The sequence below is a fragment of the Rhizobium sp. NZLR10 genome (assembly GCF_019685125.1).
Taxonomy (GTDB): Bacteria; Pseudomonadota; Alphaproteobacteria; order Rhizobiales; family Rhizobiaceae; genus Rhizobium.
The window spans coordinates 137272-153453 of record NZ_JABDWE010000012.1; the positions used below are offsets into that span (position 1 = coordinate 137272).

General features: G+C 62.3%; 11 protein-coding genes. 4 read left to right on the forward strand and 7 right to left on the reverse strand.

From position 1 onward, the window contains the following. Positions 1 to 57 precede the first annotated feature (57 nt). From HJB82_RS19080 to HJB82_RS19095, 4 genes are read left to right on the forward strand one after another with little or no spacing between them, the layout of a single operon-like run. Entirely contained in the window at positions 58 to 399 is a 342-nt protein-coding gene (locus HJB82_RS19080) for a sarcosine oxidase subunit delta (protein ID WP_207581800.1), read from the forward strand. Continuing rightward, positions 396 to 3389 (forward strand): sarcosine oxidase subunit alpha, encoded by a 2994-nt coding sequence (locus HJB82_RS19085; RefSeq protein ID WP_221140998.1) that lies wholly within the window; start codon positions 396 to 398, stop codon positions 3387 to 3389. The genes HJB82_RS19080 and HJB82_RS19085 overlap by 4 nt, the downstream gene beginning before the upstream one ends. Further along, positions 3382 to 3930 carry a sarcosine oxidase subunit gamma gene (locus HJB82_RS19090; protein ID WP_207581798.1) on the forward strand — a complete coding sequence of 183 codons (549 nt, stop codon included), beginning with the start codon at positions 3382 to 3384 and terminating at the stop codon, positions 3928 to 3930. Before HJB82_RS19085 ends, HJB82_RS19090 begins: the two co-directional genes overlap by 8 nt. 47 nt (positions 3931 to 3977) lie before the next feature. Continuing rightward, complete coding sequence (locus tag HJB82_RS19095) at positions 3978 to 4376, forward strand: VOC family protein (RefSeq protein WP_207581797.1); 399 nt, start codon at positions 3978 to 3980, stop codon at positions 4374 to 4376. 15 nt (positions 4377 to 4391) lie between these two features. On the opposite strand, the gene HJB82_RS19100 is transcribed toward HJB82_RS19095, so the two are convergent. The 7 genes from HJB82_RS19100 to HJB82_RS19130 all read right to left on the reverse strand — a co-directional run bounded on the left by HJB82_RS19100 (position 4392) and on the right by HJB82_RS19130 (position 15994). Continuing rightward, the gene (locus tag HJB82_RS19100) at positions 4392 to 4880 is read right to left on the reverse strand and encodes a MaoC family dehydratase (protein WP_207581796.1); all 489 of its coding nucleotides are present in this window, start codon (positions 4878 to 4880) and stop codon (positions 4392 to 4394) included. A gap of 89 nt (positions 4881 to 4969) precedes the next feature. Further along, a complete protein-coding gene (gene glgX, locus HJB82_RS19105) occupies positions 4970 to 6949 on the reverse strand; it encodes a glycogen debranching protein GlgX (protein WP_221116625.1) in 1980 nt (659 codons plus the stop codon). 12 nt (positions 6950 to 6961) lie between these two features. Further along, a complete protein-coding gene (locus HJB82_RS19110; RefSeq protein WP_207581794.1) occupies positions 6962 to 8593 on the reverse strand; it encodes an alpha-D-glucose phosphate-specific phosphoglucomutase in 1632 nt (543 codons plus the stop codon). A gap of 6 nt (positions 8594 to 8599) precedes the next feature. Continuing rightward, entirely contained in the window at positions 8600 to 10042 is a 1443-nt protein-coding gene (gene glgA / locus HJB82_RS19115; RefSeq protein ID WP_221141000.1) for a glycogen synthase GlgA, read from the reverse strand. 3 nt (positions 10043 to 10045) lie between these two features. After that, the gene (gene glgC / locus HJB82_RS19120; RefSeq protein WP_221141002.1) at positions 10046 to 11308 is read right to left on the reverse strand and encodes a glucose-1-phosphate adenylyltransferase; all 1263 of its coding nucleotides are present in this window, start codon (positions 11306 to 11308) and stop codon (positions 10046 to 10048) included. A 19-nt stretch (positions 11309 to 11327) separates the two neighbouring features. Continuing rightward, positions 11328 to 13535: a 1,4-alpha-glucan branching protein GlgB gene (gene glgB / locus HJB82_RS19125; RefSeq protein ID WP_221141004.1), complete on the reverse strand. Its 2208-nt coding sequence runs from the start codon at positions 13533 to 13535 to the stop codon at positions 11328 to 11330. After that, complete coding sequence (locus tag HJB82_RS19130) at positions 13532 to 15994, reverse strand: glycogen/starch/alpha-glucan phosphorylase (RefSeq protein WP_221141006.1); 2463 nt, start codon at positions 15992 to 15994, stop codon at positions 13532 to 13534. Before HJB82_RS19130 ends, glgB begins: the two co-directional genes overlap by 4 nt. Between the last annotated feature and the right edge of the window lie 188 nt (positions 15995 to 16182).

The window sequence follows — 16182 nt, forward strand, 5'->3', positions numbered from 1 at the left end:
CCGCCTTTCAGGCACCTTCTTCCCGCTGGGGAGAAGGGGAGGAGAAGGAAATCACACATGCTGCTGATCCATTGCCCTTACTGTCAGGAAGAGCGCTCGGAGCTTGAGTTCCGCGGTGCCGGTGACGCGCATATCGTGCGGCCCGCCGATATCGCCTCGATCTCGGACGAGGAGTTCGAGGCCTATTTCTTTATGCGCGACAATCCGAAGGGGCTGATCTTCGAACGCTGGCGGCACATCCATGGCTGCGGGCGCTTCTTCAACGCGGCGCGCGATACGGTGAGCGACAAGTTCATCGTGACTTACAAGGCGGGTGAACCGAAGCCTGAGATCGGTGCGGCGGCCCAGCAGCATGCGCCTGTCGAGACATATGAAGCCGTGGAAGGAGAGGCGCAATGAGCGGCGTGAACCGTATCGTCGGCAAGGGGCGCCTGACACCGGCCAAAACAGCGCGCTTCAGCTTCGACGGCAAGACCTATACGGCGCTCGAAGGCGATACCGTCGCCTCGGCGCTGATCGCCAACGGTGTGCATCTCGTCGGCCGTTCGTTCAAATATCACCGGGCCCGCGGCATTCTGTCGGCAGGGGCCGAGGAGCCGAATGCGCTGATCGACGTTGCCCGCGATACGGCGCGCAAGCAGCCGAACGTGCGCGCCACCGTGCAGGAAGTTTTCGACGGCATGATCGTCACCTCGCAGAACCGTTGGCCGTCGCTTGCCTTCGACGTCGGCGCGGTCAACAACCTGATGTCGCCGTTCTTCGCCGCCGGTTTCTACTACAAGACCTTCATGTGGCCGCGTGCCGCCTGGAAACATGTCTACGAACCGATCATTCGTCGCGCCGCTGGTCTCGGCGTCGCGCCGACGGAAGAGGATCCCGATCATTATGCCAGCCGCTATGCCCATTGCGACGTGCTGGTGGTTGGCGCCGGCCTTGCCGGGCTTTCAGCGGCGCTGGCCGCTGCCGAGAGCGGCGCCAGGGTGATCCTGTGCGACGAGCAGGCGGAAGCGGGCGGGGCGTTGCGTTACGATACCGGCGTGACGATCGACGGACAGGACGGCAATAGCTGGGCGCAGAAGGCCGTGACTCGCCTGAAGGCTATGGACAATGTCGAAGTGCTGGTCCGCACGACCGCCTTCGGCTACTACAACCACAATTTCGTCGGTCTTGCCGAGCGCGTCACCGATCATATCGCCAAGCCTTCCCGCGATCTGCCGCGCGAGCGGTTATGGCAGGTCCGGGCCAAGCGGGTGATCCTGGCCACCGGCGCGATCGAGCGGCACATGGTATTTCCGAACAACGACCGGCCGGGCATCATGCTGGCCTCGGCGGGGCGGATGTATCTCAATCACTACGGCGTCGCCGTCGGGACCAAGGTCGGCATCTACACGGCGCATGATTCGGCCTATGAGGCCGCTTTCGATCTGAAACGATCCGGTGTGTCGATCGCCGCCATCGTCGATAGCAGGCAGGCGCCGGGAGCGGCGGTGCTGGAAGAGGCGCGAGCGCTCGGCATCGATGTTCTGGCCGGCCAGTCGGTCGTCAACACGTCGGGACGGCTGCGCATCTCATCGATGACGGTGGCGCGCAACGGCGGTGGTTCGCCGCGCAAGATCGCGGTCGATGCGCTGCTGGTTTCGGCCGGCTGGACGCCGTCGGTGCATATGTTTTCGCAGTCGCGCGGCAAAGTGGCCTTCGATGCCGAAAGCCAACGTTTCCTGCCCGGCTCCTATGCGCAGGACTGCCTCTCGGTCGGCGCCTGCAACGGCACCGACGACCTGCAGCGGACGATCGAAGAATCGCTTGCCGCCGGCGAGCTGATGGCGCAGGCCACCGGCGGAAGCAGCGGCGAGAAGATCGCAATTTCGGCCGAGCAGGCCTATGACTGGACAGGCGGCATGATCGGCGCTGCCGAAGGCGCCGGACCGAAGACCAATGCCAAGGCCTTCATCGATTTCCAGCACGACGTCTGCGCTAAGGATATCCGCCTTGCCGTGCGCGAGGGCATGCATTCGATCGAGCATATCAAGCGCTTCACGACCAACGGCATGGCCTCCGACCAGGGCAAGCTCTCCAACATGCACGGCCTGGCGATCGCCGCCGAAATGCTTGGCAAGGAAATCCCGCAAGTCGGGCTCACCACTTTCCGTGCGCCCTATACACCGGTCACCTACGGCACGCTGATCGGCCATTCGCGCGGAGAGCTGTTCGATCCGACGCGCAAGACGCCGCTGCACGACTGGGAAGAAGCCCACGGCGCGGTCTTCGAGGATGTCGGCAACTGGAAGCGCGCCTGGTTCTATCCGCGGGCGGGCGAGACCATGCATGAGGCGGTCGGCCGCGAATGCCGGACGGCACGCGAGGCGGCAGGCATCTTCGATGCCTCGACGCTCGGCAAGATCGAGGTGGTGGGGCCGGATGCGGCGAAGTTCCTCAACCTCATCTATACCAATGCCTGGGACACGCTGAAGCCCGGCAAGGCCCGCTACGGCATCATGACCCGCGAAGACGGCTTCGTTTATGACGACGGCGTCGTCGGACGGCTGGCAGACGACCGTTTCCATGTGACGACGACGACAGGCGGTGCGCCGCGCGTTCTCCATCACATGGAAGATTATCTGCAGACGGAATTCCCGGATCTGAAGGTATGGCTGACCTCGGTGACCGAGCAATGGGCTGTCATTGCCGTGCAGGGACCGAAGGCGCGCGACATCGTCGCGCCGCTGGTCGAGGGGCTCGATCTTTCGAACGAAGCCTTCCCGCATATGAGCGTTGCCGAGTGCACGGTCTGTGGCGTGCCAGCACGGCTTTTCCGCGTCTCCTTCACCGGTGAAACCGGCTTCGAAATCAACGTGCCGGCCGATTACGGCCAGTCGGTGCTCGAAGCGGTCTGGGCCAATGCCGAGCCGCTCGGCGTCTGCGTCTACGGCACCGAGACGATGCATGTGCTTCGCGCCGAGAAGGGTTACATCATCGTCGGCCAGGATACCGATGGGACCGCAACTCCCGATGACGCCGGACTTTCTTGGGCGGTCTCGAAGAAAAAGACGGATTTTGTCGGCATCCGCGGGCTGAAGCGGCCGGACCTCGTCAAGGATGGGCGCAAGCAGCTCGTCGGCCTTATCACCAACGACCCGAAGCTGGTGCTCGAAGAAGGCGCGCAGATTGTCGCAAGCCCGAACGAGCCGAAGCCGATGACCATGCTTGGTCACGTCACATCGGCCTATTGGTCGGATAATTGCGGCAGGTCGATCGCCTTCGCGCTCGTCGCCGGCGGCCGGGCGCGGATGGGCGAGACGCTCTATGTGCCGATGGCGGACCGGACGATCGCCGTCGAAGTGACGGATATGGTGTTCTTTGACAAGGAAGGAGGCCGCATCCATGGCTGATGTTGCAATTCGCAAACCGGCGCTTGCCGGCCGTCTCGGCGGTTCCGCAACGGTGCGGCTGACGACCGCACCCACTGCAAGCCGGGTGGCGCTGCGCGCCCCGGCGGAATCGCTTGCCGCGCTTTCCTCGGCGCTCGGTCTATCCGTGCCGACCGCCCCGAAAACATCGGTCCGGGCCGGCGCCCGATCGGTGCTCTGGATCGGGCCAGACGAATGGCTGGTGATCGACGAGGACGGCGCCGATCTGATGACAGTGCTTTCGCGCGTGGGCGCCGTGCATTCGGCGACCGACGTTTCTCACCGCAATCTCGCGATCATCGTCTCGGGGCCGGGTGCGGAAAAGACGCTTGCCGCCGGCTGCCCGCAAGATCTGTCGTTGTCTTCTTTTCCGGTCGGAGCCGCGTCGCGCACGATCCTCGGCAAGGCGGAGATCGTGCTTCTGCGCACGGAAGAAGACACGTTCCGGGTGGAGTGCTGGCGGTCGTTTTCGGATTTCGTCTTCGGGCTGCTCAACGAGGCGGCTCATGACGCCGGCCATTGAGCCCGTACGGATCCCGGCTTCGTAAGTCTCATTCAAGGGATAGGTGAATGCTGCACCATGCCTCCCTCGGCGTTTCCGATATCGAGCGGTCAGCGGCATTTTACGATGCCGCCCTTGGTGCCCTCGGCTATGTCAGGGTCTGGGATGACATGAGGCCGGGGCAGACGGGACAGGCGGTCGGCTACGGCCTTCCCGGCGGCGGAGACAAACTGGCGATCAAACATCGGCCGGATGGCCAGCGTCCGGCCGGCCCGGGTTTTCATCTGGCCTTTGCCGCCCCGAGCCGCCAGGCGGTCGATCAGTTCCATGTCGCGGCAATCGCACATGGCGGCGGTGACAATGGTGGTCCAGGCTTGCGCGCCCACTACGGCGAACACTATTATGCGGCGTTCGTGATGGATCCGGACGGGCACGCACTCGAAGCCGTCTGCAATTCGGCCGAGTAACAAGCCGCGTTTCGCTCAAACGTCCTCGGGACGGTCCTTGGGGTCGAATTGGATAATGGTGATCCATTTTGCCGTCAGCGCCGGCTTCTTCTCGTTTTCGATTTCGATCGAAACGTCATAGGTGGTCATCAGCATGCCGGCGCCGCGGAAGCGGGCGTCGGAAAGCAGGAAGCGACCACGGACGCGGGCGCCGCTTTTCACCGGCGTCATGAAGCGGACGCGATCGAAACCGTAATTGATGCCCATGGTCTGCTCGCGCACTTTCGGCAGGCAATTGTAGTTCAGCGTCGACAGCAGAGATAGCGTCAGGAAACCGTGGGCGATGGTGCCGCCGAAAGGGCTCTCCGCCGCCGCGCGCTCAGGATCCACATGAATGAACTGATGGTCGTCGGTTGCCCCTGCAAAAGCGTCGATCATCGTCTGGTCGACGGTGATCCAATCCGAAAGGCCCGTTTCCATGCCGATCAATCCCCGCACGTCGGAGAGTGAAATTTCCGTGACCATAAATTCCTCGTGAAACAAGCCGCCGGCCCAAGCCTTATCGTGCATTTGTGACGATTGCGACAAGGATTTGCGCAAGCGAGAGGCGGCGGTCAATTTTCTACGAAAAAGGCGACGGACCGCGGCTCGACGGTTGCGCGGTCGCCGATTTTCTTCGCGCCCTCCGGTGTCAACTGGCGCCAGCCCGGCTCGGCCCCGGACGGCAGCGTGAAAAATTGGCGATCCCCCGAACGGTTGAAAAGCACGGCAAGCCGGGTCTGCCTGCCGCGCAAGGAGCGGTCGCCGGTCGACAGCAGCATGCCGAGCGTGGAAAGCGACGGCGTCTCCCATTCGACAACCGTCATCGGCTCGCCGGAGAGCGAAATCCATTCGACATCGCCGTTTCCTGACAGCAATCCCGTTTCGGAGAAGGCGGTGAAGCGGCGACGCAGGCCTGCGACGAAGGCGGTATGGGCGACCAGACCTTCGTCCAGCGCCTTCCAATCCAGCCAGGTGATCTCGTTGTCCTGGCAATAGGCGTTGTTGTTGCCGTGCTGGCTGCGGCCGCCCTCGTCGCCCGCCGTCAGCATGATGCTGCCGCGGGTGGCAAACAGCGTCGATATCAGCGCCGTCACATCGTCCCGGCGGCGCTTGCGGATCGTCGGATAGACGGTTTCTCCCTCGACGCCGCCATTCCACGAGTGGTTCTCGTTGTGGCCATCACGATTGTGTTCGCCATTGGCGTCATTGTGCTTTCCGGCGTAGGAGACGAGATCTGTCAGCGTGAAGCCGTCATGGGCGGCGAGGAAGTTGACGCTACGCGTCTGCCTGCCGTCGTTGCGGGAGAAGATGTCGGAGGAGCCGGCGAGTGCGGTCGCCAGCGCGCCGGTCTTCCAATCGTCGCCGCGCCAGTAGCAGCGCAGATCGTCACGAACACGATCGTTCCATTCGAGGAAGGAGCTGGGGAAATTGCCGAGCTGATAACCGCCCGGGCCGATATCCCAGGGTTCGGCAATCATGATGCGGTCGGCAAGCACTTTGTCGGCGAGGATCGCGGCAAGCGTTCCGCCGTCGCGCTCGAAGCCTGTCGCGGTGCGGCCGAGAACCGGGGCAAGATCGAAGCGAAAGCCATCGACGCCGGCGTTCAACACGAAATGGCGTAGGCTATCAATGATGAGACGCCGGACCTCTGGATGGTCGCAGGCGAGCGTATTGCCGGTACCGGTGTCGTTGACGAGCTCGTTAGGGCTGCTGTGGGCGTGGCGATAATAATGCAGGTTGTCGAGACCGCGCAGCGATAGCGTCGCGCCGTAACGGTCGCTCTCGCCGGTATGGTTGAAGACGAGATCGAGGATGACGGCGATGCCTTCGGCATGGAGGGCCGCGACCGTCTGGCGCAGCTCGGCCATGCCGCCGGGGGCGAGCCGCGGATCGAGCGCCATGAAGGCGACGGGATTGTAGCCCCAGCCATTGGTGAGGCCGAGCGGCGGCAGGTGGCGTTCGTCGATCCAGGCGGTTATCGGCATCAGCTCGACGGCATCGACACCGATCCGCTTCAGATGGGCGATGACGGAGGGATGGGCAAGGGCAGCGACCGTGCCGCGCTCGGCCTCCGGCACGTCGGGATGGAGAATGGTGAAGGGCCGTACCGCCACTTCATAAATAAAGCCGCCCGGTTTGAAGAGCGGCTTGCGGATTTCGGCAGGCGTATCGGTGGTGACGATCGCCTTCGGCATCAGATCCTGGCTATCCTCGCCATAGATGCCGAGGCGGGGATCGTAGCGGAACGGCCTATCGATTTCCTTGGCGTAGGGATCGATCAGCAGTTTGGAGGGATCGTACCAGAGGCCGTTGTCAGGGGCGTAGATACCGTCGGCACGATAGCCGTAGCGAGCCCCCGCCTTCAGCCCGTCGACAAAGAGACGGTGGGTGTAGTTGCTGTCGCGCGCCATCGGCAAGCGCGCGAACTCCCTGTTGCCGTCATCCTCGAAGAGGCAGAGTTCGATTTGTGCGGCATGATGCGACCACACGCCAAATTCGACGCCGGTCTCGAAGACGATCGCGCCGCTTTGCGCCGAACTGTTCCCCCGCATGTTCCCCCCGGATCAGGTGATCACGGTTGGCGCATCGCGTCCCGTGCGTTCACGAATGCTGGCAATGCTTTCGGCGGCCGCAATCAGATCGGCGAGCGCTTCCTGCGTTTCGATGTTGTGGCGAGTCGAATCCGGCTCGTAGCGCTCGATATAGACACGCAAGGTTGCGCCAGACGTGCCGGTGCCGGACAGGCGGAAGACGACGCGGGAGCCGCCTTCGAAGAGCACGCGGACACCCTGATGCTCGCTCACCGATTTGTCGATAGGGTCGTGATAGGCGAAGTCGTCAGCCTTTTCGACCTTCAGGCTGCCGAAGCTCTTGCCGGGCAGGGTGGAAAGCTGGCTGCGGAGATTGTCCACAAGGCCGTTCGCCGCATCGGTGTCGAGACCTTCGTAGTCATGGCGCGAATAATAATTGCGGCCGTAGGTCTGCCAGTGCTGGGTGACGATATCGGCGACGCTCTCGCCGCGCACGGCAAGAATGTTCAGCCACAGCAGCACGGCCCAGAGGCCGTCCTTTTCGCGGACGTGACTGGAGCCGGTGCCGGAGCTTTCCTCACCACAGATCGTCGCCATGCCGGCGTCGAGCAGGTTGCCGAAGAACTTCCATCCGGTCGGCGTTTCGTACATGCCGATGCCGCGCTTTTCAGCGACACGATCGGCCGCGCCCGATGTCGGCATCGAGCGGGCGATGCCGGCAAGGCCGCCGGAATAGCCGGGAGCGAGATTGGCGTTGGCGGCCAGAATCGCCAGGCTGTCGGAGGGCGTGACGAAGATGCCGCGGCCGATAATCAGATTGCGGTCGCCGTCGCCATCGGACGCGGCGCCGAAATCGGGCGCGTCATCGCCCATCATCTCATCGAAGAGTTCTTTGCAGTGAACCGGGTTGGGGTCCGGATGATGGCCGCCGAAATCCGGCAGCGGCATGAAGTTGCGCACCGATCCCAAGGGAGCGCCAAGGCGATTTTCGAAGATTTCCTTGGCATAGGGGCCGGTGACGGCGCTCATCCCATCGAAGGCAATGCGGAAGCCGAGGCTGATCAGGTTGCGGATGGCGCCGAAATCGAACAGCTCTTCCATCAGCGCGGCATAGTCCTCGACCGGGTCGATGACCGACAGGATCGTGCCGCCGGGAAGCTCGTCCTTGCCGATGCGGTCGAGATTGACGTCGGCGAAATCGGCGATCTTGTAGCTGTCGATCGTCTTGGAGCGTGCATAAATCGCGTCGGTGATCTTTTCCGGCGCCGGGCCGCCATTGTTGATGTTGTATTTGATCCCGAAATCTTCGGTCGGACCGCCGGGATTGTGGCTGGCGGAAAGAATGATGCCGCCGAAAGCCTTGTACTTGCGGATGATGTGGGAGGCGGCCGGCGTCGACAGAATGCCGCCTTTGCCGACCATGACCTTGCCGAAGCCGTTGGCGGCGGCCATCTTGATCGCCTTCTGGATGACTTCGCGATTGTAGTAGCGTCCGTCGCCGCCGATGACGAGGCACTTGCCCTGAAAGCCTTCCAGTGAATCGAAGATCGACTGGATGAAGTTCTCCGCATAATTCGGCTGCTGGAACACCGGAACCTTCTTGCGCAGGCCCGACGTCCCGGGCTTCTGGTCCAGATAGGGCGTGGTGGGTACAGACTTGTTCATTTTAGTTCACATGCCTTTCGAGACGAGGCTTGAATAGAGGGCAGCGTAGCGTTCGGCGCTCTTCTCCCAGGAGACATCCGATTTCATGCCTTGCTTTTGCAATTGGGTCCAGAGTTTCCGGTCCGCGTAAAAATGCATTGCACGGCGGATTGCCTGTAGCATGCCCGTTTCCGTCACAGGTGAGAATTGTATGCCGGTTGCCACTTTCGCCGCAAGTGCGGCGTGATTGGCGTCGATCACCGTGTCATTCAGTCCGCCGGTGCGGGCGACGATCGGCACGCAGCCATAACGCAGGCCGTAAAGCTGGGTCAGGCCGCAGGGTTCGAAGCGCGAAGGGATGATGATCGCATCGCAGCCGGCCTGCATCAGATGCGACATCGGCTCGTTATAGCCGATCGAGACGCCGATGCGGCCGGGATGGCGGGCGGCGGCGGCCAGCAACGCGCCTTCAAGTGCCGCTTCGCCGGAGCCGAGCACAACGAGCTTGCCGCCCATGGCAACAATCTCGTCGGCGACGTTGGCGACGATATCCATGCCCTTCTGCCAGGTGAGACGGCTGATGACGCAGAAAATCGGGGCGTCGTCATTGTCGAGATGGAAGAATTCGGCGATCGAGCGACGGTTCTCCTCGCGGTTCTTCAGCGTCGTCGCGCCGTAATGGGTGTGGACGACGGGATCGGTCGCCGGGTTCCAGATATCGGTGTCGACGCCGTTGACGATGCCGTGCAGATTGTCGATGTGGCTGGCAATGACGCCCTCGAGCCCCATGCCGAATTCCGGCGTCAGAATCTCGTCGGCATAGGTCGGGCTGACCGTCGTAATCGCATGGGCGGTCTGCAGGCCACCCTTGAGGAAACCGACAGTTCCGTAATATTCGATGCTGTCGGTGGCGAAGGCATGGGCGGGCAGGCGCAGGCCGGGAAAGATCTCGGACCCGAACTGGCCCTGGAAGGCGATATTGTGGATGGTCAGCACGCTCGGCAGTTCCGGCGTCGGATAATAGCGCATGTAGACCGAGGTCAGCGCCGCCTGCCAGTCGTGGGTATGGACGAGATCCGGCCGCCAGCCGGGCAGCAGTCCGGCGGCGATCTCGGAGGCGGCGAGCGACAGCGCGGCGAAACGCCGCCAATTATCGGGATAGTCCTTGCCGAGCGGATCGACATAGGGGCCGCCCGACCTGTCATAATAGGCCGGCGCATCGAGGATGAGCAGATCGAGGCCCTCATGCCGGACCTCAAGCACGGTCGCCGGCTCGCCGAGCAGGTCGGGGAATTCGAGCCTGACGACCGGGTCGCGAATGACCTTCATGACGGCGGGATAGCCGGGCAGAAGGGTCTTGGTCTCGACCCCGAAGGCTTTAAGAGCAATCGGCAGGGCGCCTGACACATCGGCCAGACCCCCTGTCTTGATCAAAGGGAAGACTTCGGACGAAACCGAAAGAACTTTCATAAGTCAGATATCCAGCTTGTCGATCATCGGTTGGGTGATCAGGCAGATGCCGCTTTCCGTCCGCCGGAAACGTTTGGCGTCGAGTTCGGAATCCTCGCCGACGACCAGACCTTCCGGAATGACGACGCCATGGTCGATCACCACATTGCTGAGCTGTGCCCGCCGGCCGATCTTGACGTTCGGCAGGATGACCGCTCCTTCCAATTTGGAGAAGGAGTTGGCCCTGACGCCGGTAAAGAGCAGGCTGTTGTTGAGGCTGGCGCCCGAGATGATGCAGTCGCCCGAGACAACCGAGGAGGTGGCCGAGCCGCGGCGATCCTCGTCGTCATGGACGAATTTCGCCGGCGGGGTGATCTCGGCATAGGTCCAGATCGGCCAGGACTTGTCGTAGATGTCGAGTTCCGGAACGATCGCCGTCAGGTCGATATTGGCCTGCCAATAGGCGTCGATCGTGCCGACGTCGCGCCAATAGGGCTCGTGCTCGAAATCGGAACGGACGCAGGACTTGGCGAAGCGGTGGGCGACCGCCTTACCGTTCTTGACGATATAGGGGATGATGTCCTTGCCGAAGTCGCGGCTGGAGTTCGGGTCGGCAGCGTCGCGGCGCAGCGCATCGAGCAGGAACTTGGTGTGGAAGACGTAGATGCCCATCGAGGCGAGGGCGAAATCCGGCTTGTCGGGAATAGGCGGCGGATCGGCCGGCTTCTCGACGAAGGCGATGATCTCGTCCTTGTCGTTGACATGCATGACGCCGAAGCCCACCGCTTCCATGCGCGGCACTTCCAGGCAGCCGATGGTGACGTCGGCGCCGGAATCGACGTGCTGCTGCAGCATCCACTCGTAGTCCATCTTGTAGACGTGGTCGCCGGCGAGAATGACCATGTACTCGACACCGTAATCCTCGATGATGTCGATGTTCTGATAGACGGCGTCGGCGGTGCCCTCATACCACTGCGTTTCCGAAACGCGCTGGCTGGCGGGCAGGATGTCGAAGCTTTCGTTGCGCTCGGGGCGGAAGAAGTTCCAGCCGCGCTGCATGTGGCGGATCAGCGAATGCGCCTTGTATTGCGTGGCAACGCCGATGCGGCGGATGCCCGAATTCAGGGCGTTCGACAGGGCGAAATCGATGATGCGGGCCTTACCGCCGAAATAGACGGCCGGCTTGGCACGCCGGTCGGTGAGTTCCTTAAGACGGCTCCCCCTGCCGCCGGCCAGAACATAAGCCATTGCATCGCGGGCAAGTGGCTGAACGCGCTTCTCTACCATTTTCTCCTCCCACCAGTCACTAATTTTCAGGTTCAAGCATGATTGTCGCCAAGGGCGGCAAGGTGATCGAGCAGGTGATGTTGCCGCCGGCATCGACGGCCTGCACGCGCCCGCCATTGCCCTTGCCGCTGCCGCCGTAGATGTCGGCATCGGTGTTCAAGATTTCCCGCCAGCGGCCTGCGGACGGCAGGCGGATCGTGTAGTTCTCGCGGTAGACGGGGGTGAAATTGGTGATGACGGCGACCGGCTTCTGGCCCGGTGCTTTGCGCAGCCAGGCAAAGACGGAATTCTGGTGGTCGTCGGCGACCAGCCATTCAAAACCTTCACCCTCGCAGTCGCGCTCATGCAGCGCCGGCTTGCTGCGATAGGTGAAGTTGAGGTCGCGCACCAGACGCCGTATGCCCTCGTGCATGCGATACTGAAGCAGGTTCCAGTCGAGCGACTTCGCCTCGCTCCACTCGCTCCACTGGGCGAATTCCTGGCCCATGAACAGCAGCTTCTTGCCGGGATAGCCCCACATATAGGCGTAGTAGGCGCGCAGGTTGGCGAATTTCTGCCAGTCATCGCCCGGCATCTTGGCAATCAGCGAGCCTTTGCCGTGGACAACCTCATCATGCGAGAGCGGCAGGACGAAATTTTCCGAATAGGCGTAGAGCAGGCCGAAGGTGAGCTCGTTGTGATGGTGCCCGCGGTATAGGGGATCGCGGCTCATGTAGCTCAGCGTGTCGTGCATGAAGCCCATATTCCACTTGAAGCCGAAGCCGAGGCCGCCTTCATGCACCGGCTGCGAGACCTTTGGCCAGGAAGTCGATTCCTCGGCGATGGTCATGACGTTGGAATGATTGCCGTAGATGCGGATGTTGAGGTCCTGCAGAAAGCGGACCGCTTCCAGGTTCTCGTTGCCGCCATATTCGTTCGGGATCCATTCGCCGTGCTTGCGGGAATAATCGAGATAGAGCATCGAGGCGACGGCATCGACGCGCAGACCGTCGAGATGGAATTTCTCGGCCCAGTAGAGCGCGTTGTTGACCAGATAGGAAACGACCTCGGTCCGGCCGAAATTGTAAATCGCCGTGCTCCAGTCCGGGTGGAAACCCTTGCGCGGGTCTTCGTGCTCATAGAGTGCCGTGCCGTCGAACCAGCCGAGGCCGTGTTCGTCGGTCGGGAAATGCGCCGGCACCCAGTCGAGGATGACGCCGATGCCGACCTTGTGGCAGCCGTTGACGAAACGGGCAAAACCCTCCGGCTCGCCGAAACGAGCGGTCGGTGCGTAGAGGCCGGTGGTCTGGTAACCCCAGGAGGGGTCATAGGGATACTCGGTGATCGGCAGGAATTCGATATGGGTGAAGCCCATATCGGCGCAATAGGGGATGAGGCTGGAGGCGAGCTCGTCCCAGGAAAGCATCGTGCCGTCCTGCCGCCGCTGCCAGGACGCGGCATGCACCTCGTAGATCGAGATCGGCTGGCGGCGCTTGTCGACCTCGCGCCAGTGTTTGAGATGGGCTTCGTCTTCCCACTCCTGCTCGAGATCGGCGGCGGTGATGGAGGCGGTTTTCGGCCGGAGCTCGCTGCGGCGGGCGAAGGGATCGGCCTTTAGCGGCAGCAGCACGCCGTCCTGGCCGCGGATCTCGAACTTGTAGGCAACGCCGATCGGTACATCAGGGGCAAAGATTTCCCAGATGCCGCTATCGGAGCGGAAGCGCATGACGTGACGACGGCCGTCCCAATTGTTGAAATCGCCGACGACGGAGACGCGCTGCGCATTCGGGGCCCAGACGGCGAAATGGATGCCCTGGGCGCCATCATGCTTGATGAGGTGGGCGCCCATCTTGTCGAACAGGCGCAGGTGCGAGCCCTGGCGGGCAAAATAATCGTCCATCGGCCCGAGTACCGGACCGAAGCTGTAAGGATCGGTGACAGCCCATTCGGCATCGCCGCGCCGGGCGCGGTAACGCACCGGCTGGAGCTTTGTGAAGGAAACCGGGCCGGCGAAGACGCCGTCGGCATGGAGCAGTTTCAGTTCGCCGATGACGCCGCCGTCGAACGTCATGGCGGTCACTTCCTCCGCGCCCGGGATGAAACACCGGGCGACGAAGGCGTCGCCTGCCTGGTGCACACCTAGGACGGCAAAGGGATTGGAATGCGAGCCGGCAAGGATCGCCGCGATTTCATCTGCCGAAACTTCCCAGGAAAGCGCTACTTCAGGGAGGGTTTTCGGCGTTTTCATCCGGCTCTCCAGATTTCGTCTGCATATTGCCTGATCGTCCGGTCGGAAGAGAACCAGCCCATCCGCGCCGTGTTGTTGATCGTCTTGGTGTACCAGGCGGACTGGTTGGTCCAGATTTGATCGACTTCGCGCTGAGCCTGGGCGTAGGCGTCGAAATCGGCAGCGACCATGAACCAGTCGTGCGAATAGATGCCGTCGATCAGTGACGTGTAACGGTTGCGGTCATCGGGAGAGAAAACGCCGGAGCCGATGGCGGCGAGCGCCTGGGCGAGTTCGCGCGATCCTTCGATAATGGCGCGGGGATTGTGCCCGTCACTGCGGACCTTCGACACCTCGTCGGCCTTGAGGCCGAAGATGACGATGTTGTCTTCGCCAACATTGTCGCGCATCTCGACATTGGCGCCATCGAGCGTGCCGATGGTCAACGCGCCGTTCAGGCCGAACTTCATGTTGCCGGTGCCGGATGCTTCCATGCCGGCGGTCGATATCTGCTCGGAGAGGTCGGCGGCCGGAACCATGACCTCAGCCAGCGAGACATTGTAGTTCGGCACGAAGACGACCTTCAGCAGGCCGCGTACCGATGGGTCGTTGTTGATGGTGCGGGCGACGTCGTTGATCAGCTTGATGATCAGCTTGGCGTTGTAGTAACTCGGCGCCGCCTTGCCGGCGAAGAGTTTGACGCGCGGCACCCAGTCGAGCTCGGGATGCGAACGGATCTGGTCGTAGAGCGCGACGGCTTCGATGATGTTCAGCAGCTGGCGCTTGTATTCGTGGATGCGCTTGATCTGGATGTCGAACATCGCCGACGGATCGAGCTTCACGCCCATGCGGCTGGCGACCAGGTTGGAGAGCGCCACCTTGTTGGCCCGCTTTACCGCTGCGAACTTCTCCTGGAAGCTCGGATCCGAAGCATGCGCCTCGAGCGGGCGCAGCTTCTCGGCGTCGTCGAGGAATTCGTCGCCGATCGCCTCGCGGATCAGGCCGGTGAGCCCGGGATTGCACTGCTGCAGCCAGCGGCGCGGCGTGATGCCGTTGGTCTTGTTGTTGATGCGATCGGGATAGAGTTTGTGGAGATCGGCAAAGACCGTGACCTTCATCAGGTCGGTGTGCAGGGCAGAGACGCCGTTGATCGAATGCGAGCCGACGAAAGCAAGGTTGCCCATGCGCACGCGGCGGTCGCCGCTTTCATCGATCAGCGAGATCGAGCGGATTTCCCCATCGGAGAAGTTCTTGCCCTTGCGCGCGTCGATCAGAATCTTGGCGTTGATCGCATAGATGATCTGCATGTGGCGCGGCAGCAGACGCTCGAACAGCGGCACCGCCCAGCTTTCCAGCGCTTCGGGCAGCAGCGTGTGGTTGGTGTAGGAGAAAGTGCGGCGGGTGATGTCCCAGGCCTGGTCGAAATCCATGCCGTGCACGTCACAGAGTAGGCGCACGAGTTCGGCAACCGAGACGGAGGGATGGGTGTCGTTCAGCTGGATCGCCACCTTATCAGGCAGCGAAGTGAAATCGTCATACTGCTGCAGATGGCGGCGCAGGATGTCCTGCAGCGAGGCGGACGAGAAGAAGAATTCCTGGCGCAGGCGCAGTTCCTGGCCGGCCGGGGTGGCGTCGGCAGGATAGAGAACCCGGGTCAGACTTTCGGCCTTGTTGCTTTCGCGCAGCGCGCCGATGTGGTCGCCGGCATTGAAGGCATCGAGCAGGATCGGATCGATCGGCTGCGCCGACCAGAGGCGCAGCGTGTTGACACGCTTGCCGCGCCAGCCGACCGCCGGCGTGTCGAAGGCGGCGGCGATGACGCGCTCGGCCGGTTTCCAGACGTAGCGCGGCTGGTCGTCATGTGTGGTGATGAATTCGACGGCGCCGCCGAAGCCAATTTCATAGGCGCTCTCGCGGCGCTCGAACTCCCAGGGATTGCCGTGGGCGAGCCAGTTTTCCGGCAGCTCCACCTGCCAGCCGTCGGCCAGCTGCTGGCGGAAGAGGCCGTGCACATAGCGGATGCCGTAGCCGTAGGCGGGTACGTCGACCGTTGCCATGCTCTCCATGAAACAGGCGGCCAAGCGGCCGAGGCCGCCATTGCCGAGTGCGGCATCGGGCTCCAGGCCGGCAATGACGTTGACGTCGACGCCGAGCGAGGCGAGCGCATCGCGCACCTCCTCCATCAGGCCGAGGTTCGAGACGGCATCGCGCATCAGGCGGCCGATCAGGAATTCGAGGGAAAGATAATAGACGCGCTTGGCGCCGGTCGCATAAACCTCGCGGGTGGAGGCCATCCATCTGTCGATAATGCGGTCGCGCACCACGAGGATCGTCGCCGTCAGCCAGTCATGCGGCTTTGCCACCTTGGCATCCTTGCCGATGCGGTAGGTCAGTCGTTCGATGATTTCTTCGGCGAGAATTTCCGGCTTTGAGCTGCGCGGGGCGGGGGAGGGGATAACCGGCTTGGAAACGGTGTTCATTGTCAGGTCTCGCCAATTTTAATTTGGTTTCAGGATGTTATGCCTGATCTAATCGATTTGTCGCTCGCATCGACGACAGTTTATGCATCGTTACTAAGCACTTGCAACAAAGGATTTGGACAAACGAAAAAATTGCGAAACCTTCATATTCACAGGGTTCAAGGGGGTTGATTTCAATCGCTTTTCCC

Excerpts from the sequence above, each read along its gene's own strand:
- HJB82_RS19080 (WP_207581800.1), top strand. The coding sequence starts at position 58 with ATGCTGCTGATCCATTGCCCTTACTGTCAGGAAGAGCGCTCGGAGCTT.
- HJB82_RS19085 (WP_221140998.1), top strand. The coding sequence starts at position 396 with ATGAGCGGCGTGAACCGTATCGTCGGCAAGGGGCGCCTGACACCGGCC.
- HJB82_RS19090 (WP_207581798.1), top strand. The coding sequence starts at position 3,382 with ATGGCTGATGTTGCAATTCGCAAACCGGCGCTTGCCGGCCGTCTCGGC.
- HJB82_RS19095 (WP_207581797.1), top strand. The coding sequence starts at position 3,978 with ATGCTGCACCATGCCTCCCTCGGCGTTTCCGATATCGAGCGGTCAGCG.
- HJB82_RS19100 (WP_207581796.1), bottom strand. The coding sequence starts at position 4,880 with ATGGTCACGGAAATTTCACTCTCCGACGTGCGGGGATTGATCGGCATG.
- glgX (WP_221116625.1), bottom strand. The coding sequence starts at position 6,949 with ATGCGGGGGAACAGTTCGGCGCAAAGCGGCGCGATCGTCTTCGAGACC.
- HJB82_RS19110 (WP_207581794.1), bottom strand. The coding sequence starts at position 8,593 with ATGAACAAGTCTGTACCCACCACGCCCTATCTGGACCAGAAGCCCGGG.
- glgA (WP_221141000.1), bottom strand. The coding sequence starts at position 10,042 with ATGAAAGTTCTTTCGGTTTCGTCCGAAGTCTTCCCTTTGATCAAGACA.
- glgC (WP_221141002.1), bottom strand. The coding sequence starts at position 11,308 with ATGGTAGAGAAGCGCGTTCAGCCACTTGCCCGCGATGCAATGGCTTAT.
- glgB (WP_221141004.1), bottom strand. The coding sequence starts at position 13,535 with ATGAAAACGCCGAAAACCCTCCCTGAAGTAGCGCTTTCCTGGGAAGTT.
- HJB82_RS19130 (WP_221141006.1), bottom strand. The coding sequence starts at position 15,994 with ATGAACACCGTTTCCAAGCCGGTTATCCCCTCCCCCGCCCCGCGCAGC.